We start from the raw sequence: 17,598 nt of genomic DNA, 5'->3' as shown, positions 1-17,598 counted from the left end.
TCCGCGCATCCCCCGACGAAAGAACGTGATGAACCCCCTGATGAACACCCCTGCACCCGTCCGCGTTGCCGCCTCCGGGTCTTCGGCAGCCAGGCAGCGCCGTGACGACGCCCGACGCCTCGCCCGGCAGGCGGCCCTGCGCCGACTGCTCGCGGCCGCCTTGGCCGCCATGCTGCTGTGGCTTTCGGCGGCGCTGACGCTGGCGCGCCCGGCCGCGGCCCACGACGAACTGATCGGATCCACCCCGGAAAACGGCGCCGTCCTCGACGTCCAGCCCGAGAGCATCGTGCTGGAATTCAGCGCGAATGTGATGGATATCGGCACCACCACCCAGGTCCTGGACAGCGCCGGCACCGACTGGGCCGCCGGAGCACCCGTGCTCGGCGGCCGTGAGGTCACCATTCCCCTGCAGGACGGGATGCCCGACGGCGACTACCAGCTGGGCTGGCGGGTCGTCTCCAGCGACGGCCATCCGATCGAAGGAACCACAAAATTCTCCCTTGCGGCCGGCGGCACGGCCTCGGCCCCGGCATCCGCAGCCGCGGCCGGCGGCACCGCCGAGGCAGCCGGGGAAGAGGACGGTGCCGGCGGCGCCGGACTGTTCCTCGCGCTGGGCGCCGGCACGCTGGCTATCCTGGCCGGACTGGCCGCCTTCGTGATGAGCAAGCGGGGCGGAGGCGCTGGCGGTCGTGGCTGAGCGGCTGACCCCTGCGGCTGACCGGCGTCCTGCGGCGATCACCGCCGACGGGATCGGCAGGGGATGGCTCCTAGCCGGTGCGGTCGTCCTGGTCCTGGCGCTGGCGGCAGCCCTGCTGTACTCCGGGGCGGCCGCCACCCGCCAGCTCTCCGACCCCGGCGCCTTGACCCGATGGGCGCTGCCAGTGGCCAAGGCCGCCAACAACACGGCTTTGGCAGCCGTCATCGCAGCGCTGCTCTTCGCCGTCGGCATCCTTCCCCGGCAGTTGCGTCCCGGCCGCAGGCCGGGCAACGGCGACCAGGGCCCCGAGCATCCCGCCTTCACGGCCGCGCTGCGGCTGGCCGCGGTTGCCGCCGTCGTCTGGACGCTGGCGGCCATGGCCGTGCTGGTCTTCAGTTTCTCCGACGTCGCCGGGCTGCCCGTGAGCGGGGACGCCAACTACACCGCCGGATTCATCGGCTTCATGACGGACATCGGGACCGGCCAGGCCTGGCTCGCCATCACCATAGTGGCCGCCGTCGTGGCCACGCTGATCTTCGGCCTCCGCTCCCTCCCGGGGCTGGCCACCACCTTGGCGCTGGCCACCATCGGCGGGCTGCTGCCGATGGCCCTGATCGGGCACTCGGCCGGCGGCGACGATCACTACGGGGCCGTCAACTCGATCGGGCTGCACCTGCTGGGTGCCTGCCTCTGGGTGGGCGGAATCATCGTCCTCGCGGTCATCTCCGGCACACTGGGCACCAGGGACATCACCGGGCAGGTGCTGCGCCGCTACTCATCGCTGGCACTGATCAGCTTCGGCCTGGTGTTCTTCTCCGGCATCATCAACGCGTCCATTCGGATCACCTCGCTGGACCAGCTTTCCACGCCCTACGGGGTGCTCGTGGTGATCAAAGCCCTCGCCACGCTGCTGCTGGGGGCCATCGGCTTCATGCACCGGCAGTGGATCATCCCCGAACTCGCAACGAAGTCCGGCAAGCGCGTCCTGTGGCAGCTCATCACCGTCGAACTCCTCATCATGGCGGCGGTCTTCGGCGTGGCGACGGCCCTGGCCCGCACGGCGCCGCCCACGCCCGAGGAACTGCCGCCGGACGCGTCCCCGGCGCGCATCCTGACCGGTTACGAACTGCCGCCGGAACTGGTCGGGAGCAGCTGGCTGACCGTCTGGCGGTGGGACTGGCTGTGGGTGACGTTCGCCCTGGTCACCGGCATCGCCTACCTGGTCGCGGCCGCCAGGCTGCGCCGGCGCGGCGACGGCTGGCCGGTGGCCCGGACCATCAGCTGGATCGTCGGCCTGCTGGCGCTCACCTATGTCACGTCGGGGGCGCCGGCAGTCTACGGGATGGTGCTGTTCAGCGCGCACATGCTGGACCACATGGCCCTGACCATGGTGGTGCCGCTGTTCCTCGTCCTGGGCTCGCCGGTCACGCTGGCGCTGAAGGCGCTGCCGCCGCGCCGCGACGGCAGCAAGGGCCTGCGCGAATGGATCCTCTGGCTGGTGCATTCGAAGTATTCCGCGGTCATCACCCATCCGCTCTTCGCGGCGGCGAACTTCGCCGGTTCGATCATCATCTTCTACTACTCGCCGCTGTTCGGCTTCGCCCTGCGCGAGCACGTGGGGCACGAGCTGATGAACCTGCACTTCCTGCTCACCGGCTACCTGTTCATCCTCTCGATGATCGGCCAGGATCCGCTGCCGCGGCGCGCGCCCTACCCGTTGCGGCTGTTGCTGCTGTTCGCGACGATGGCCTTCCACGCATTCTTCGGCGTCGCCCTGACCAGCTCCACGGCCCTGATCCAGGCCTCCTGGTTCGGCAGCATGGGACGCGAGTGGGGACTGCCGGCCATGGACGACCAGCAGCTGGGCGGGGCCATCATGTGGGGCATCGGGGAAATACCCACCCTCTGCATCGCCGTCGGAGTGGCCATTGCCTGGTCGCGGTCCGACGCGCGGGAAACAAAGCGTAAAGATCGTTCGGCCGATAGGAATAACGACGCCGAACTGGCGGCTTATAACGATATGTTTGCCAAGATGGCCCGGCAGGATGCACGCCTGGTCCCGCCGGGGGCAGCACGGCCTGCCGCGGGGCCCGGCACGGACTCGGGCGACCATGAACTTCCGACAACCACCACCGGGCAGCCGCCCGTTCCGGAACCGGATGACGCCGGCCGGACACAAGGAGAAACCAGATGACTGAGGCAGCCGACACCATCCGCAGCAACTACCGGGTCCGCGCCTCGGACCTGGTGGGGCGCAACTGGCTGAACACCGGCGGCAAGCAGTTGGGGCTGGAAGACCTGCGGGGCAAGATTGTGCTGCTGGACTTCTGGACCTTCTGCTGCATCAACTGCCTCCACGTGCTGGACGAGCTGAGGCCGTTGGAGGAAAAGTACAAGGACGTGCTGGTCACCGTCGGGGTGCACTCCCCGAAGTTCGAGCACGAAGCCGACCCCGTGGCGCTGGCCGCGGCCGTGGAGCGGTACGAAATCCACCACCCGGTGCTCGACGATCCGGAGCTGGACACCTGGCAGGCCTACGCCGCCCGGGCGTGGCCGACGCTGGTGGTCGTGGACCCCGAGGGCTACATCGTGGCGCACCTGTCCGGAGAGGGCCACTCCGGCGGCCTGGCGTCGCTAGTGGAAGAGCTGGTGGCCGAACACGAAGCCAAGGGCACGCTGCACCGCGGCGACGGGCCGTACGTGCCCGCGGAAACCACCGCCGGCGACCTGCGCTTCCCGGGCAAGGCCATTCCGCTGCCGGACGGCGTCGGCTCCGCCGGCGGGTCCTTCCTGGTCAGCGACACCGGCCACCACCGGCTGGTGGAACTGGCCGCTGACCTGTCGACCGTGCTCAGGACCTACGGTTCGGGCGTGAAGGGCTGGCAGGACGGGCCGGCCGATGCCGCGCAGTTCAACGAGCCCCAGGGCGTGGCCCTGCTTCCGGAAGGAATCCGCGGGAAGGCGGGCTACGACGTCGTCGTTGCCGACTCCGTGAACCACCGCCTCCGCGGCCTGTCCCTGGCCACCGGCGAGGTGACTACGATCGCCGGCAGCGGCGTGCAGCGGCTGCTCGATGCCGGCTCGCAGCGCACCGCGCCGGGGCTCGCCGAAGCCGGTCCCGGATCCGTGGCGGACGAAGCGGCTTCCGGGGAAGCGCTGGGGGAGGAACTGGCGGAAGCCATCGCATCGGGCCGGGAGCAGCTTCCCGCCGACCCGCTCGCCGTCTCGCTCAGCTCGCCGTGGGACGTCCTGTGGTCGACCAGGTTGGAGGCCGTGGTGATCGCCATGGCCGGCGTGCACCAGATCTTCACCTTTGACCCGGCCTCCGGCGCCGTCGCCATCCTGGCCGGTACAGGGCTGGAAGGCCTGCAGGACGGCGAGGCCACCGCGGCCTGGTTCGCCCAGTCGTCGGGCCTGGCCGAGGACGCGGCAGGAGGCATTTGGGTCGCGGACTCGGAGACGTCGGCCCTGCGCAAGATCTCCTTCGTGGAGGTCAAGGGCGAGCAGCGGGCGCACGTCTCCACCGCCGTCGGCACCGGTCTCTTCGACTTCGGATTCCGCGACGGGGAGGCAGCCGAGGCGCGGCTGCAGCATCCGTTGGGCGTGGCCGTCCTGCCGGACGGTTCGGTGGCCGTGGCGGATACCTACAACGGGGCGGTACGCCGTTACGACCCGGTGAGCGGGACCGTCTCCACCCTGGCGCGCGGTCTGGCCGAGCCGTCCGACGTCATGCTGGACACCTCTGCCGTGGCCGGGGGAGGCGAGCCGCTGCTGCTGGTGGTGGAAGCGAACAAGCACCAGCTTGTGCGGCTTCCCGTCCCCAAGGAAGCCCTGAAGGTGGACGAGGGGGCCTCGCAGACGCAGCGGCCCAAGACCGAGGTCTCGGCCGGGCCGCTGGCGCTGACCGTCCGCTTCGCGGCCCCCACCGGTCAGAAGCTGGATGACCGCTGGGGAGACCCGACGCAGCTGAAGATCTCTTCTTCGCCGGAGAAGCTGCTGGTTTCCGGCGCCGGCACCTCCGTGGGGCTGGTGCGCGAACTGGTGCTGTCCGACGAGGTCGCGGAGGGCGTCCTGCACATCACCGCACGGGCGGCGGCCTGCGACGGCGAACCCGGCGGCGAAATCCCGGACCATGCCGCCTGCCACCTGTACCAGCAGGACTGGGGCATCCCCGTGGTGATTGGCTCCGGAACCGGCGAGATGACCCTGGACCTGCGCGGGCTGAACTAGGCGGCCGCGCGGCAGGACTGACAACGCCGGAGGCGGACAGGACAGCCTGTCCGCCTCCGGCGTCTGGTTAGGAGCGGACTCAGTACTCCACGACGGGGGTCAGGGTCACGTTGCCGTCGATGACGGACAGCCGGCCGGTGAAGCCGAATTCCTGCTCGATCTCCCGCTCGACGGAGGCGCCGGTGAACAAGTCGATTTCCACGACGTTCAGCTTGGCAACGCCGGTCAGCGGGCTCAGCACCCAGCTGCCCTTGAAGGGTTCTACCTTGACGTCCGGGTACTTCACGATCGACCAGTTGATGGTGTCGTCCCGGACGCGGTCCATCGCGGCGCTGAACGGGCAGCCTGAGGGCTGCAGCACGCGCTGCTCCGCGCACGAGTCGAGGAAGGCGTTGACCTGGGCGCTTAGGTCCTGAACCAGCTTGGGGGTGGCCGCCGTCGCCAGCGAGAGTTGGGCGTCCGGCGCGTTTTCCGGGCCGGTCAGCACGGATTCCACGACCGGGGCGGCGAAGTAGTCGCTCGCGTAGTGCGCCTCGAAGGTGCCGGGATAGAACACCGCAAAGGAATTCCTGCCTTCCGGCAGCGCCACCCGGGTACCGTTCAGTGAGGCCTCGTTCTCGTTGATCACGTCCACGCTGATGGTGGGAAGAGTGCTGGGCACGAAGGACCACTGGTTGAAAAAGAACCACGTCGTGCCGGTCTTTTCCAACGTGAACGTCGAGGTGTGCGGCGCCCCGCCAACCGTGTAATGGACGGGCAGGTCCACCTTGTCCTCGCCCGCCGGCACCGGATCGCCGACTTCCAGGTCTTCGATGTCCTCCACCGAGGCCTTGAGCGCGGCGCCGTCGAGCATGGCGGCGTTGGCATCCGGCACGGTTGCGTGAAGCAGACCGAGCGCCGCGCTGCCGTCGCCGTCTTCCAGCGCTTTGAAGTACGCCTTCACCTGGTGCTGCGGGCTGAACACGAACGCATTGACCAGCATGATCGTCATGGCGGCAGCGGCCACGGCAAGCATTAGGCACAGCAGCCACGTGGCCACGGTCCTGAGCACTGTCGAATTTCCCACCCGCCCTACGTTACCTGCTGAGGGCGTCCGTTACCTGTCGGCGCGGTTCCCCGGACCGGTGTCAGCTGCGTTACATGCCGGCGGCCGGCCGCTCTGTCATAATCGGCCCATGGAACTGGCAACCGAGGACCTCAGGCATCTGCGGCGCTGCGTTGAACTGGCCCGTGAAGCGTTGGACGACGGCGACGAGCCGTTCGGTTCGGTGCTGGTCGACGCGGGCGGCAACGTCGTGTTCGAGGACCGCAACCGGGTCAAGGACGGGGACCACACCCGGCACCCGGAGTTCGAGATTGCCCGTTGGGCCGCCAGGAACCTTCCACCCGGGGAACGCAGGGCGGCAACCGTCTACACCTCGGGCGAGCACTGTCCGATGTGTTCGGCGGCGCACGCCTGGGTGGGCCTCGGACGGATTGTCTACGCAGTGTCATCCGAACAGCTGGGCCGGTGGCTGGCGGAGTGGGGCGTCGGGCCGGCGCCGGTGGCCGCGCTGCCGATTCAGCAGGTGGCGCCGGGAACCTTGGTGGACGGGCCGTCCGGCGAACTGGCGGACGAGGTCCGCGCGCTGCACCGGCAGTACCACCGGCGCTGAGCGCCGCCGGGGACGGTTACTTGACCGCGAACGGCGGGCGCATCAGCCCGTCGTCCACGGACTCCGCCGGGTCGGAGCCCAGGTCCACGATCCTGTTGCCGGCGTCCACGTGCACCACCGACGGCACGAAGGACCTGGCCTCGTCGTCGGTCATGTCGGCATAGGTAATCAGGATGACGAGATCGCCTTCGTGCATCAGGTGGGCGGCGGCACCGTTGATGCCCAGCACGCCCGAGCCGCGTTCGCCGGCGATGGTGTACGTCTCCAGCCGGGCGCCGTTCGTGACGTCCACGATGGAGACCAGCTCGCCGGGAAGGATATCGGCGGCGTCCAGCAGGTCGAGGTCCACGGTCACGGACCCGACGTAGTGGAGATCCGCGTGCGTGACCGTGGCACGGTGGATCTTGGACTTGAACATTTTGCGCATCATCGCCTACCAGTTTAGTCCCCGCCCCGGCCGCCCCCGAAAGGGTTCCCGATCTGGCCCGCCGCCGGCGGCAGGTCTAGGGTGTACCCACAGGGGGCAACAACCTGCTTCAGCGAGGGCGATCGACGCAGGAGGCATGTGATGAGTTCGGAAATCGGCAGCAGCCGGCGGGACGGCGGGGTGCGGCCGGGCGACGATGTTCCGGCTGCCGCCCGCGAACCGCGGGACGGCGGGACCGAGCCCGCGCAGGCCGAACCCCCGCCGACCGAGGCCATGCCGGTGGCGGGCCAGGACCGCACCCGCAACGACCCTCCGGAGACGGCCGTGTTCGGCCGCCGGCCCACGGCGGACGACATGGACCCGGACGCCGCCGGCGGGAGCCCGGATGACGGGATGTATACCGAGCGGGGCTACCGGGACACCAGCGCCTACCGGCCCGAACCAACCCTCGACGAGGACTTGCTGTACCAGCGGCAGCACAATGCCTACGGCGGGCTGAGGCTGGGGTCTGCGTTCTTCGGCTGGCTGGCCGCCACGGCCATGATCGTGTTGCTCACCGCGGTCGCCGCCGGTGCCGCCGCGGTTTTCGGCCTCGCCAACGAGGCCGACGTGCGCAGCAGGCTGGACGACATCTCCGCCGGCAACGGGCCGGACGCCATGATCGCGGGGGCGGCACTGGCGGCCGGCATCCTGATCGCCTATTTTGCCGGCGGCTACGTGGCCGGACGGATGGCGCGCTTCGATGGCGTCCGGCAGGGCTTCGCGGTCTGGCTTTGGGGCCTGGTCATGGCGGTCATCGCGGGCGTGATCGGGCTGTCCGCCGGCGGGCTCGGCCTGCTGACGGGACCGGCGCCGGTGATCGACCGCCCCATCGGGCAGTTGGCGGTGCCGGGCCTGGTGGCGCTGGCCGTGGTGCTGCTGGCGAGTCTCGCCGGGTCGCTTCTGGGCGGTGCCGCGGGCATGCACTACCACCGGGCCATCGACCGTGCCGGCTTCGTGGCGGACGACGACGAGTAGGACGGCCGCTTCCCGCAGGGATGGGACAAACAAAGGCACCCCGGTCCGAGGGGCCGGGGTGCGCAGTGCGTGTGGAGCGGGCGACGGGAATCGAACCCGCGTATCGAGCTTGGGAAGCTAGCGCTCTACCATTGAGCTACGCCCGCACAGGATCCGCCGTGCAGGCGGATCCGGTCAACAACGAAACCGAGTTTACCCCAGTTCTGCGGCTGGCCGGAATTCAGGCCGGCTGGCCGGCCGTGGAGGCTTCCCGTTCGCGGGCTTCGGCGATTTCCTCTGCCCGGGCACGGTTGGCTTCCTCCGTCAGCGCCGCGCCGGCCGAGGCATCACGGGTCAGGTTTTCACCGGTCTCGGGGTCGAACAGATGCATCTTTCGGGTGTCCAGCCACAGTTCGGCGGAGCGCCCGCCGCGAATCCGGCTGGCGGCGTCCAGCGTGACCACGATCTGCGGCCGCAGTTCCTCGGCGTCCATCTCGCTGGCCAGCGAATTCAGCAGCTCCCGCACGGCGGGGTCCGGGTCGAAGTTGATGTAGCCGTACTGCTCGTTGCCCAGCCACTCGGTGTGGGTCAGTTCGGCCATGAACGTGGATCCCCGGTCCTTCTTGTGTTCTTCCACCAGGGAGGCGTCCTCAAAGAACTCGGGCCGCAAACCCGCGAGCACCACCTTCCTGCCTTCGGCCGCCCTGGCCCTGTCACCGGACACGGGGATGTCGCCGATCGGCGTCTTCAGGACGTTGCCCTCCAGGGTGGCCGGCAGGAAATTCATGGAGGGCGATCCGATAAAGCCCGCCACGAACAGGTTGACGGGCTGCTCGTAGAGTTCCCGCGGGGAAGCGATCTGCTGCAGCAAGCCCTTTTTCAGCACCGCCACCCGGTCGCCAAGGGTCATCGCCTCGGTCTGGTCGTGCGTGACGTAGACGCTGGTGACTCCCAGCCGCCGTTGCATCTGCGAGATCTCGGAGCGCATCTGGCCCCGCAGCTTCGCGTCCAGGTTGGACAGCGGCTCGTCGAACAGGAAGGCATCGGCCTGGCGCACGATCGCCCGGCCCATGGCCACGCGCTGCCGCTGGCCGCCGGACAGGTTCCCCGGCTTGCGCTCCAGGTGGTCGGTCAGTTCCAAGGTCTTCGCGGCGTCGGTGACGCGCCTCCGGATATCGTCCTCGGTGAACTTACCCTTGGCCAGGCGCAGCGGGAACGCGATGTTCTCGAACACGGTCAGGTGCGGGTAGAGGGCATAATTCTGGAACACCATGGCCAGGTTCCGGTCCCTGGGGGCCTTCTCGTTGACGCGCTCGCCGTCGATCAACAGGTCGCCGGAGGTGATGTCCTCCAGCCCCACGATCATGCGCAGGAGGGTCGACTTGCCGCAGCCGGACGGGCCCACCAGAATGATGAACTCGCCGTCGGCGATGTCGATGCTGACGTCGTTGACGGCGGCGAAACCGTCGCCGTACTCCTTGACGAGGTTCTGCAGCGTGATCGATGCCATGGGATTTCCTTTCCTGCCGCGGGCTCAGCCCTTGACGGCGCCTTGGGTCAGGCCGGAGACGATTTGGCGCTGGAACAGCAGGACCAGCAACACGATGGGAATGGTGACGATGATGGCCGCCGCGGAAATAGCGCCGACGGGGGATTCGAACTGGGAGGCGCCGGTGAAAAAGGCCAGCGCCGCGGGAACCGGCCGCGCCGCTTCGGTGGACGTCAGCGAAATGCCGTAGACGAAGTCGTTCCACGCGATGAAGAAGGCGATGATCGCCGTCGTGAAGACACCGGGTGCGGCCAGCGGCACGATGGCCTTGCGGAACGCCTGCCAGGTGGTGGCCCCGTCAACCTGTGCGGCCTGTTCCAGTTCCCACGGAATCTGGCGGAAGAACGCGGCCAGGGTCCAGATGGAGATCGGCAGGGTCAGCGAGAGGTAGGGGATGATCAGCCCGGGCCAGGTGTCATAGAGGCCGATGTTCCGCCAGATGTTGAACAGCGGCGTGACGATCGAGATCACCGGGAAGATGGACACCGCCAGCGCGGTGGTCAGGATGACCTTCTTGCCGGGAAAATCCAGCCGCGCGATGGCGTAGGCGCACAGGGTGGCCAGCACGACGGCGATGAAGGTCGCAATCAGCGCGATGCCGATCGAGTTCCGCAGCGAGCTCAGGAACAGCTCCTGCGCCGAGCCGACCAGGATCTGCTCGTAGTTCGAACCCGTCCAGGTGTTGGGCAGGAACTGTCCGGAGGTCAGTTCGCTGGGCAGCTTGAACGAGGTGGCCAGGATGGACGCCACCGGGAACAGCGCATAAATAAGCACCAGCACGGAGATGATGGTCCAGATGACCCGCTCCTTGGTCCGCGACGCTCTCATCACTTGCCTCCTCTCTGGCCGGCGAGGTCCACTTTGAACAGCTTGACGGCGATAAAACAGATCAGCAGTACGCAGACGAAGAGCAGCACGGACACCGCCGAACCCAGCCCGATTTCCAGCCGCCCGATCGAGGTCCGGTAGGCCAGCAGCGACAGCACCTCGGTGCCGAACGCACCGTTGGTCATGATGAACACGTTGTCGAAGATGCGGAACGCATCCAGCGCGCGGAACAGCACGGCCACCATGATCGCCGCCTTCATGTTCGGCAGGATCACGCGCCGCATCCGCTGCCACCAGGTGGCGCCGTCGACCTCCGCCGCCTCGGTGAGTTCGTCGGGAACCTGGGCCAGGCCGGCGAGCAGCAGCAACGAGATGAACGGCGTGGTCTTCCAGATCTCGCTGGCCATGATCACGCTCAGCGATGTTCCGGTGTTGGCGAACCAGTTCAGGTCGGGATCAATCCCGGGCACCCAGTCGAACCATGAGTTCACGAAGCCGGAGTTGATATCGAACATGTAGAACCAGGCGAACGCGGACACCACCGTGATGATGCCGTACGGGACCAGGATCGCGGTGCGCAGCCAGCCTCGCACCGCCTTCAGCGCCTTGTGCATGACCAAGGCCAGCGCGAAGCCCAGGACGAGTTCGACGACGACGGTCACCACGGTGATCAGCAGCGTGACGCCCAGGTCCCGCCACCAGACGATGTCCGTGAGGATCACGCCGTAGTTGGCCAGCCCGATGAACTCGCGCTCGTCCGGCGCGGTGAGGCGGTAGCTGAAGAGCGAGTCGAACACGGCCTGCAGGATCGGGTAGGCGGTGACGGCCAGCATGATGACGAAGGCGGGACCGGCCAGCAGCCAGCCCAGCCGCCGCTCGGCCTTGGCTCGGTCGCTGTACTGCTGGACCGCGCGCCGCCGTCCGGCCCGTCCGGTCCCGCTGGCGGGCTGGGTGGGGATTTCGGTCGAGGTGCTCACAGCAGGTTCTCCCCCCGTAGAACGGAGACGATGAAGTTTGAGGTTTCCTGCGGCGTCGTGGCCGGATCCACTTGCGACGGCGGGGCGAAATTCTGCTGCAGGCTGGTGGAAACTTCGTTGTAGAAGACGGTCTGCGGCCGCGGCGCGGACAACTCCAGGGACTCGCGGATGGTGTCCGCCATCGGGAAGGACTCCTCGATCCGCGGATCCTCGTAGGCCTCCGTATTTGAAGGCGGGTTGCCGTTGGTGATGAAGTACTCGGCCTGGTTCTCCGGGGTGACGATGCACTCGATGGCCGCGTAGGCCAGGTCGGGATGCTCGCTCGCGGCGCCGACGCCCAGATTGATGCCGCCCAGCGGCGGAGCGGCGGGGTCGGTTTCGTTCATCTGCGGGTACAGGGTCCAGCCGATGTCCTCGATCAGCGTGGGGTCCACCGTGCCTTCTTCCGCGGCGGTGTTCGTGGCCGGCCAGACGAACGGCCAGTTGACCATGAACGAGCCCTCGTCGCCCTGGAACAGGATCATGGAGTTGTTCTCGTCCTGGGTCGGCAGCCCCGGGCCGCCCAGCCCCTCCCGGCCGATGGTGGAGATGACCTCCGCCGCAGCCGTCCCGGGATCGCTGGCCAGCCCCAGCTCTATCTGATCGGCGTCCGCCTCGGGGTTCTCCAGGATCTGACCGCCCGCCGACTCGACCAACGCGTTCAGCCACACGGTCATGGACTCGCCGCGCTGGCCCTGGACGCCCAGGAACTTCTCCTGCTCGGCCGCGGCATCCATCAGCTGCTGCCACGTGACCGGCTGCGTCATGTCCAGGCCGGCGGCTTCGGCCACCGACTTCCGGTACCACAGCAGTTGGGTGTTGGCCCAGAACGGGACGGCGACCAGCTCGTCTTTCCACGTGGCCCCCGCGAGCGCGCCTTCCACCACGTTCTGCGTGGTGCGCTCCGCAACATCGTCCGGGACCGGCGCCAGGAACCCGGGCTCGGCCAGTTCGGGGATGAACGGCGGGTCCAGGCTCATGATGTCCAACGACGAATCGCCGGCCGCAAGGCGCCGGGCAAGCTGCTCCCGCTGGGAGGCCGCGTCATTGGGCAGCAGCGACGTCTCGATCCGGTACGCGCCGTCCGCCTGATCGGTGCACAGTTCCGCGATCGTCGCCTGCCCCCCGTCGTCGGGGTTGATGTACCAGGTCAGGGTGGGAGTTCCATCCTCGGGGCTGCAGCCCGCCAACAGCGTGGCTCCCAGCGCCAGCGTCACCGCCGCCCCCACGCGGGCTGTCGCGCGCCGGTGGCGCCGCCGGTTTTCGTCCTTGGGCATCGGCATGAGCCTCCCATTCTGGTAGACGCACTGGCCGCCCGGCTTCCGTTGCGCTTTGTGCCACGCAGCCTTGTGAAATAGAGCGTATTCTCCTGCAGGCGAATGCGCCATGGTTCGGCGGAGGTCAGGGACTGCGGGCCGGGGAATACCGCACGGCGGGCGGCACGTTGTGCCCCGTACTGCCGGAGTGCCCGGCAATTGATTTGAGGGACGGCGAGCATGACCACTCCACGCGACGAGACCCGCCGGCGGGAAAGCTGGCTCCGGTTCAGGGACAACCGGAACCAGGCGCTGGCAGCGGAGCACGGCTGGCTCACGCTCACCTCGCTGCAGTGGCTGCCGGCCGAGCCCGCGCCGCTGGAAAAGATCACCGGCCTGTGGAGCGCCAACGGGCCGGCATCCGGCGGCGGCCACGCCTCGTTGACGGCGAGCGCCGAGGACGGCCTGTATCTGGCGGACAGCGGGGAGCCGGCCACCGGCACCTTGACCGCATCCCTGGGAAACGAGGAGTCGCTGCTCTGGGTGCGCCGCGGCAGTATCGCCGTCGAATTGGCCGTCCGGGGCGACCGGTACGCCATCCGGACGCGGGACAACGACTCGCCCAAGCGGCGGGACTTCGACGGGGTCCCGGTTTTCGATTACAACCCGGACCTGGTGGTGGCCGGCCGGTTCCAGGCGTATCCGGAGCCCCTCGCGCTGCAGATAGCCACCTCGAACCCGGCGGTGGGAGGCATCGCCACCGCCGTCGGCACGGTCAGCTTCGAATTGGGCGGAACCGTCCATACCTTGGTGGCGGAGCAAGAGAAACTGGGCGCCTTGTCGCTGAACTTCCACGACGAAACCAACGGAGACAGCACCGCCGGCTGGCGTTCCGTGGTGACCCGCCGTCCCGGCCCCGACGGCACGGTGCTGATCGATTTCAACCGGGCCACCAACTTCCCCAGCGCCTTTACCGCTTCGGCACCTGCCCGATGCCGGTGGAGGGCAACATCATTGCGGCACCGGTGGAGGCCGGGGAGCGCCGCATGGGCTGAGCATCGCCGGGAACGGTGGCGCTTGCCGCTCCTCTGCGGCAGGATCAGTGGATGGACCTAACGGCGGGAGACTTCCGCACCATCACCGATGACCTGGCCGGCCGCTTGGCGGAGCTCCCTGACGATGCCTGGGACGACCCCGCGCTGGAGCTGGAGTGGAGCTGCCGCGAGACGGTGGCCCACATCATGGACGACTTCGCGTTCTACGCCCTGCAGCTGTCGGGGCGGAACCCGCCGCAGGACGGCTACGTGGCGCTGCTGGACCCGCCGCCTTGGCGCCCGGGCGGGCCGCAGATCCTGTTCTGGCCCGACCCTGCCACGGGAACCGCCGGCATCGTCGGTTGTTTCGATGCCGCCGCGGGACTGCTGTACGCGGTGACGGCCACGGCCACCCGCACCCACCGCGGTTACCATCCGGCCGGGACCTCGGACGCCTCCGGTTTCGCGGCGATGGGCATCGCCGAAGCCGTGTTGCACGGATTCGACATACTGGCCGTCCACGGGGTCGGCTACCGGCCTGACGAAGCCGTGTTGAGACGGGTGCTGAACCGCATCTTTCCGGCCGCACGGCGCACCGACGATCCTTGGCAGGATCTGCTCCACGCCAGCGGCAGGACGCCCGAAACCCGCGGCCGGAAGTGGCGGTGGGACTCCTCGGTCCGCTGCTGAGGACCCAAGCGCGGCTGCGGAGCATTCACGGCGCCGGGGCCGTAGGCTGGTAGCAGGCCTGCAACGAGGCAGGAGGACCGACGGAAGCCGCCATGACCGTAGACAAGAACACCCGACGTCTCGAGGACGACATCGAGACTGATTTCTCGGACAAGATGAGCTATGGCTCCTACCTGTCCCTGGGCCAGTTGCTCTCCGCCCAGCACCCGGTCAGCCGCCCGGAGCACCACGACGAGATGCTGTTCATCATTCAGCACCAGACGTCCGAGCTGTGGTTGAAGCTGGTGCTGCACGAGCTGCGCACCGTCCGGCAGCAGCTGCGCGACGACGACTTGCGGTTCGCCATGAAAGGCATCGCCCGGATTAAGCACATCCAGCGCTCGCTGACCGAGCAATGGTCCGTGCTGGCCACGCTGACGCCTTCCGAATACGCCGAATTCCGGGGCGATTTGGGTGCGGCGTCGGGCTTCCAGTCCTACCAGTACCGTGCCGTGGAGTTCCTGCTGGGCAACAAGAACAAGGGCATGCTGGCCGTCTTTGCGGACGATCCGGCCGCCCAGGCCATGCTGGGCGAGCTGTTGGAACAAAGCAGCGTGTACGACGAATTCCTGGCTTACCTGCACCGGCACGGCTACCCGGTTCCGGCGGAGCTGCTGGACCGTGACGTGACCGAGGCCCACGAGTTCAACCAGGAACTGGTGGGGACGTTCAAGGCGGTCTACGAGAATGCCGGCGCGAACTGGGACGTCTATGAGGCCTGCGAAGAACTGGTGGACCTGGAGGACAACTTCCAGCTCTGGCGCTTCCGGCACCTGAAGACGGTGGAGCGGACCATTGGGATGAAGCATGGCACCGGCGGCTCCTCCGGCGCCGGCTTCCTTCGCCGGGCGCTGGAGCTCACCTTCTTCCCGGAGCTGTACGCGGTGCGCACGGAAATCGGCAAGGCCTGACCGCCGGCTTCTAAGCTGCCGGCGGAGGCCGTTCGTTCCCCCGCCGACAGCGGCCCGGTGGCCGCCACCGAGAGAGCTGCGGCCCGCCTGGTTCAATCGTCGCACCGCTGACACCGTTCCGACCAGAGGCCCGGTGCAAGTGCCCGGGCGAAGGCCGCGTCATGCGTCGGGGGAGAGCGCCGGTCCCGTGTATTTTTGAAGGGTGCTGATCTCCGACCGCGATATACGTGCCGAACTGGACTCCCAACGCATCGTCCTGGATCCGTTCCAGCCGGACATGATCCAGCCCTCAAGCGTGGACGTGCGGCTTGACCGGTTCTTCCGGCTGTTCGACAACCATAAGTACGCCCACATCGACCCGGAGTTGGAGCAGCCGGAGCTGACCCGGCTGGTGGAAGTGGACCCCGAGGAACCGTTCGTCCTGCATCCCGGCGAATTCGTGCTCGGCTCCACGTACGAGACCGTGACGCTGCCCCATGACATCGCGGCCCGGCTGGAGGGCAAGTCCTCGCTGGGGCGGCTGGGCCTGCTGACCCACTCGACCGCAGGGTTCATCGATCCCGGTTTCTCCGGGCACGTGACGCTGGAACTCTCCAATATGGCGACGCTGCCGATCATGCTCTGGCCGGGCTCCAAGATCGGCCAACTGTGCTTCTTCCGGTTGTCCTCGCCGGCGGAGCATCCGTATGGTTCGGGCGTATACGGCAACCGCTACCAGGGCCAGCGCGGCCCCACGGCTTCGCGCAGCTACCAGAACTTCCACCGCACCGTCATCGAACGCTGACCCTGGCCGGGCGTCTCAGGCGCGGGGCGTACTGGCGCGCTGGATCCGTGCCGGTGTCTTGACCGGCAGCAGCGCCAGCAAGCCGGCGACCAGCACGATGAGGATGCCCAGGATGCCGTGGCGCTGTTCGCCGAAGACGGTGATGGACAGCGCAAACAGGGACGGGGCCAGGAAGCTGACGGCGCGCCCGGTGGTGGCGTAGAGGCCGAAGAATTCGCCCTCCTCGCCGCGCGGCGCGAGCCGGGCCAGGTAGGCCCGGGACGACGACTGGGCCGGCCCCACGAACAGGCACAGCAGCAGGCCGAAGACCCAGAACGTGGTGTCGCCGGTCCAGGCGTTGCCCAGGAACACGTGGTTGCCCGGGCCCAGCGCGAAAATGGCGACGGCGGCGACGATCAGCCCGACCAGCGCCCCCACGATGACGTTCTTCGGGCCGATGCGGTCGTCCAAGACCCCGCCCGCGACGGCGCCGACCGCTGCGACGACGTTTCCGGCGATGGCGAAGACAATTACTTGGCTGAGCGAGAAGCCGAAGGTGCCGGCGGCGATCACCCCGCCGAAGGTGAACACCGCCGCGAGCCCGTCGCGGAAGATGGCGCTGGCGATCAGGAAGAAAATTGTGTGCGGGCTGGAGGTGAAGATCGCCTTGATGCGGCGGAAGAGCAGCCCGTAGGACGCAAAAAAGCTCAGCGACGCGGCGGCAGGCTGGCGCGGGATCTCCGGGACGGCGAACAGTACCGGCAGCGCGAAGGCCATGAACCACACGGCGCAGAACACCGCCACCAGGCGGATGTTCAGCCCGTTCTCCGCCGTCGCCCCGAACCAGCCGGTTTCGGGCAGGACAAACCCGACCAGCACCAGGGCCAGCGCCACGACCCCGCCGACGTAACCCATGGCCCAGCCGAAGCCGCTGACCTTGCCGATGGTCGACGGCGTGGAGATCTGGGTGAGCATCGCGTAGTAATTCACGTTCGCGAACTCGAAGAAGATGTTGGCCAGCGCGATGAGTCCCACGCCCAGGAAAAGGAAGCCGGGGGAGGGGAAGACGAAGAAGCACAGGCCGGTCAGTACCGCGACGGCGACGCTGTTGAGCCCGAGCCACAGCCTGCGGCGGCCCCCGGTGTCGGAGCGTTGCCCGGTGACCGGGGCCAGGAGGGCGATGGCCAGCCCGGCGATAGCCAGCCCGTAGCCGAGGATTTCGGACGCGAAGGCCTCGCCGCCGAAGGCATCGCTGGTCAGATAGACGGTGAACACAAAAGTTGTCATGACCGCGTTGAAGGCGGCGGAGCCCCAGTCCCAGGAGGCCCAGGCCAGGACGTGCTTTTTATTCAACCGCTCCGCGGCCACGCCGCCCGCCGTGTGGGTTGCCGGAATGCCGGCCGACTCAGTCATACCGCGATGCTATCCGTTTCGCCTGCTGCGAACTTTGAGCAGCGCCGGGAGCCGCGTGAATCTTTGGCGAACAGCGGGATCACGAGCCCGCCGC

The 17,598-nt window shown here is 68.1% G+C and carries 16 protein-coding genes and 1 tRNA gene; 9 read left to right on the top strand and 8 right to left on the bottom strand.

The window, feature by feature from the left end; all coding sequences use genetic code 11:
* Positions 1–28 precede the first annotated feature (28 nt).
* From AC5RTY_RS02580 to AC5RTY_RS02570, 3 genes are read left to right on the top strand one after another with little or no spacing between them, the layout of a single operon-like run.
* The gene (locus tag AC5RTY_RS02580) at positions 29–697 is read left to right on the top strand and encodes a copper resistance CopC family protein (RefSeq protein WP_494000727.1); all 669 of its coding nucleotides are present in this window, start codon (positions 29–31) and stop codon (positions 695–697) included.
* Positions 690–2,891, top strand: coding sequence for a bifunctional copper resistance protein CopD/cytochrome c oxidase assembly protein (locus tag AC5RTY_RS02575; RefSeq protein WP_494012908.1), 2,202 nt, complete (start codon positions 690–692; stop codon positions 2,889–2,891). The genes AC5RTY_RS02580 and AC5RTY_RS02575 overlap by 8 nt, the downstream gene beginning before the upstream one ends.
* On the top strand, positions 2,888–4,927 hold the full coding sequence (locus tag AC5RTY_RS02570) for an NHL domain-containing thioredoxin family protein (protein WP_494012907.1): 2,040 nt from the start codon (positions 2,888–2,890) through the stop codon (positions 4,925–4,927). The genes AC5RTY_RS02575 and AC5RTY_RS02570 overlap by 4 nt, the downstream gene beginning before the upstream one ends.
* Positions 4,928–5,006: 79 nt before the next feature.
* Here the strand turns inward: AC5RTY_RS02570 and AC5RTY_RS02565 are convergent, their stop codons facing one another.
* A complete protein-coding gene (locus AC5RTY_RS02565) occupies positions 5,007–5,993 on the bottom strand; it encodes a hypothetical protein (protein ID WP_494101415.1) in 987 nt (328 codons plus the stop codon).
* A gap of 109 nt (positions 5,994–6,102) precedes the next feature.
* Between AC5RTY_RS02565 and AC5RTY_RS02560 the strand changes: the two genes are divergently transcribed.
* Complete coding sequence (locus AC5RTY_RS02560; protein ID WP_494000723.1) at positions 6,103–6,582, top strand: nucleoside deaminase; 480 nt, start codon at positions 6,103–6,105, stop codon at positions 6,580–6,582.
* Positions 6,583–6,598: 16 nt separating this feature from the next.
* On the opposite strand, the gene panD is transcribed toward AC5RTY_RS02560, so the two are convergent.
* The gene (gene panD / locus AC5RTY_RS02555) at positions 6,599–7,012 is read right to left on the bottom strand and encodes an aspartate 1-decarboxylase (RefSeq protein ID WP_494138922.1); all 414 of its coding nucleotides are present in this window, start codon (positions 7,010–7,012) and stop codon (positions 6,599–6,601) included.
* A 138-nt stretch (positions 7,013–7,150) separates the two neighbouring features.
* On the opposite strand from panD, the gene AC5RTY_RS02550 reads away from it, so the two are divergent.
* The gene (locus AC5RTY_RS02550; RefSeq protein WP_494073980.1) at positions 7,151–8,026 is read left to right on the top strand and encodes a hypothetical protein; all 876 of its coding nucleotides are present in this window, start codon (positions 7,151–7,153) and stop codon (positions 8,024–8,026) included.
* 72 nt (positions 8,027–8,098) lie between these two features.
* Here the strand turns inward: AC5RTY_RS02550 and AC5RTY_RS02545 are convergent.
* The 5 genes from AC5RTY_RS02545 to AC5RTY_RS02525 all read right to left on the bottom strand — a co-directional run bounded on the left by AC5RTY_RS02545 (position 8,099) and on the right by AC5RTY_RS02525 (position 12,675).
* Positions 8,099–8,172, bottom strand: a tRNA-Gly gene (locus AC5RTY_RS02545).
* Between the two features lie 74 nt (positions 8,173–8,246).
* The gene (locus AC5RTY_RS02540) at positions 8,247–9,515 is read right to left on the bottom strand and encodes an ABC transporter ATP-binding protein (protein WP_494000720.1); all 1,269 of its coding nucleotides are present in this window, start codon (positions 9,513–9,515) and stop codon (positions 8,247–8,249) included.
* Positions 9,516–9,539: 24 nt separating this feature from the next.
* Positions 9,540–10,382 carry a carbohydrate ABC transporter permease gene (locus AC5RTY_RS02535; RefSeq protein WP_494022333.1) on the bottom strand — a complete coding sequence of 281 codons (843 nt, stop codon included), beginning with the start codon at positions 10,380–10,382 and terminating at the stop codon, positions 9,540–9,542.
* The gene (locus AC5RTY_RS02530) at positions 10,382–11,341 is read right to left on the bottom strand and encodes a carbohydrate ABC transporter permease (protein WP_494013010.1); all 960 of its coding nucleotides are present in this window, start codon (positions 11,339–11,341) and stop codon (positions 10,382–10,384) included. The genes AC5RTY_RS02535 and AC5RTY_RS02530 overlap by 1 nt, the downstream gene beginning before the upstream one ends.
* Positions 11,342–11,355: 14 nt before the next feature.
* Entirely contained in the window at positions 11,356–12,675 is a 1,320-nt protein-coding gene (locus AC5RTY_RS02525) for an extracellular solute-binding protein (protein WP_494138921.1), read from the bottom strand.
* Between the two features lie 219 nt (positions 12,676–12,894).
* Between AC5RTY_RS02525 and AC5RTY_RS02520 the strand changes: the two genes are divergently transcribed.
* The 4 genes from AC5RTY_RS02520 to dcd all read left to right on the top strand — a co-directional run bounded on the left by AC5RTY_RS02520 (position 12,895) and on the right by dcd (position 16,112).
* Positions 12,895–13,770, top strand: coding sequence for a DUF1684 domain-containing protein (locus AC5RTY_RS02520; protein ID WP_494138920.1), 876 nt, complete (start codon positions 12,895–12,897; stop codon positions 13,768–13,770).
* The gene (locus AC5RTY_RS02515; RefSeq protein ID WP_494138919.1) at positions 13,761–14,378 is read left to right on the top strand and encodes a DinB family protein; all 618 of its coding nucleotides are present in this window, start codon (positions 13,761–13,763) and stop codon (positions 14,376–14,378) included. The genes AC5RTY_RS02520 and AC5RTY_RS02515 overlap by 10 nt, the downstream gene beginning before the upstream one ends.
* A 92-nt stretch (positions 14,379–14,470) precedes the next feature.
* Positions 14,471–15,328 (top strand): tryptophan 2,3-dioxygenase, encoded by an 858-nt coding sequence (locus tag AC5RTY_RS02510; protein WP_494138918.1) that lies wholly within the window; start codon positions 14,471–14,473, stop codon positions 15,326–15,328.
* 202 nt (positions 15,329–15,530) lie between these two features.
* Positions 15,531–16,112 (top strand): dCTP deaminase, encoded by a 582-nt coding sequence (gene dcd, locus AC5RTY_RS02505; RefSeq protein WP_494000714.1) that lies wholly within the window; start codon positions 15,531–15,533, stop codon positions 16,110–16,112.
* Positions 16,113–16,127: 15 nt separating this feature from the next.
* Here the strand turns inward: dcd and AC5RTY_RS02500 are convergent, their stop codons facing one another.
* The gene (locus AC5RTY_RS02500; RefSeq protein ID WP_494025307.1) at positions 16,128–17,504 is read right to left on the bottom strand and encodes an MFS transporter; all 1,377 of its coding nucleotides are present in this window, start codon (positions 17,502–17,504) and stop codon (positions 16,128–16,130) included.
* Between the last annotated feature and the right edge of the window lie 94 nt (positions 17,505–17,598).

It is taken from the genome of Arthrobacter sp. Y3224055, from assembly GCF_059090825.1.
The sequence above is the reverse complement of the archived record's forward strand: the minus strand, read 5'-3'. Positions and strand labels throughout refer to the sequence as shown.

What these genes read in the sequence shown, in the direction of transcription:
- AC5RTY_RS02550 (WP_494073980.1), top strand. Translation starts at nt 7,151, where the DNA reads ATGAGTTCGGAAATCGGCAGCAGCCGGCGGGACGGCGGGGTGCGGCCG.
- AC5RTY_RS02570 (WP_494012907.1), top strand. Translation starts at nt 2,888, where the DNA reads ATGACTGAGGCAGCCGACACCATCCGCAGCAACTACCGGGTCCGCGCC.
- AC5RTY_RS02560 (WP_494000723.1), top strand. Translation starts at nt 6,103, where the DNA reads ATGGAACTGGCAACCGAGGACCTCAGGCATCTGCGGCGCTGCGTTGAA.
- AC5RTY_RS02580 (WP_494000727.1), top strand. Translation starts at nt 29, where the DNA reads ATGAACCCCCTGATGAACACCCCTGCACCCGTCCGCGTTGCCGCCTCC.
- AC5RTY_RS02535 (WP_494022333.1), bottom strand. Translation starts at nt 10,382, where the DNA reads ATGAGAGCGTCGCGGACCAAGGAGCGGGTCATCTGGACCATCATCTCC.
- AC5RTY_RS02520 (WP_494138920.1), top strand. Translation starts at nt 12,895, where the DNA reads ATGACCACTCCACGCGACGAGACCCGCCGGCGGGAAAGCTGGCTCCGG.
- AC5RTY_RS02525 (WP_494138921.1), bottom strand. Translation starts at nt 12,675, where the DNA reads ATGCCCAAGGACGAAAACCGGCGGCGCCACCGGCGCGCGACAGCCCGC.
- AC5RTY_RS02510 (WP_494138918.1), top strand. Translation starts at nt 14,471, where the DNA reads ATGACCGTAGACAAGAACACCCGACGTCTCGAGGACGACATCGAGACT.
- AC5RTY_RS02540 (WP_494000720.1), bottom strand. Translation starts at nt 9,515, where the DNA reads ATGGCATCGATCACGCTGCAGAACCTCGTCAAGGAGTACGGCGACGGT.
- AC5RTY_RS02500 (WP_494025307.1), bottom strand. Translation starts at nt 17,504, where the DNA reads ATGACTGAGTCGGCCGGCATTCCGGCAACCCACACGGCGGGCGGCGTG.
- AC5RTY_RS02515 (WP_494138919.1), top strand. Translation starts at nt 13,761, where the DNA reads ATGGACCTAACGGCGGGAGACTTCCGCACCATCACCGATGACCTGGCC.
- panD (WP_494138922.1), bottom strand. Translation starts at nt 7,012, where the DNA reads ATGATGCGCAAAATGTTCAAGTCCAAGATCCACCGTGCCACGGTCACG.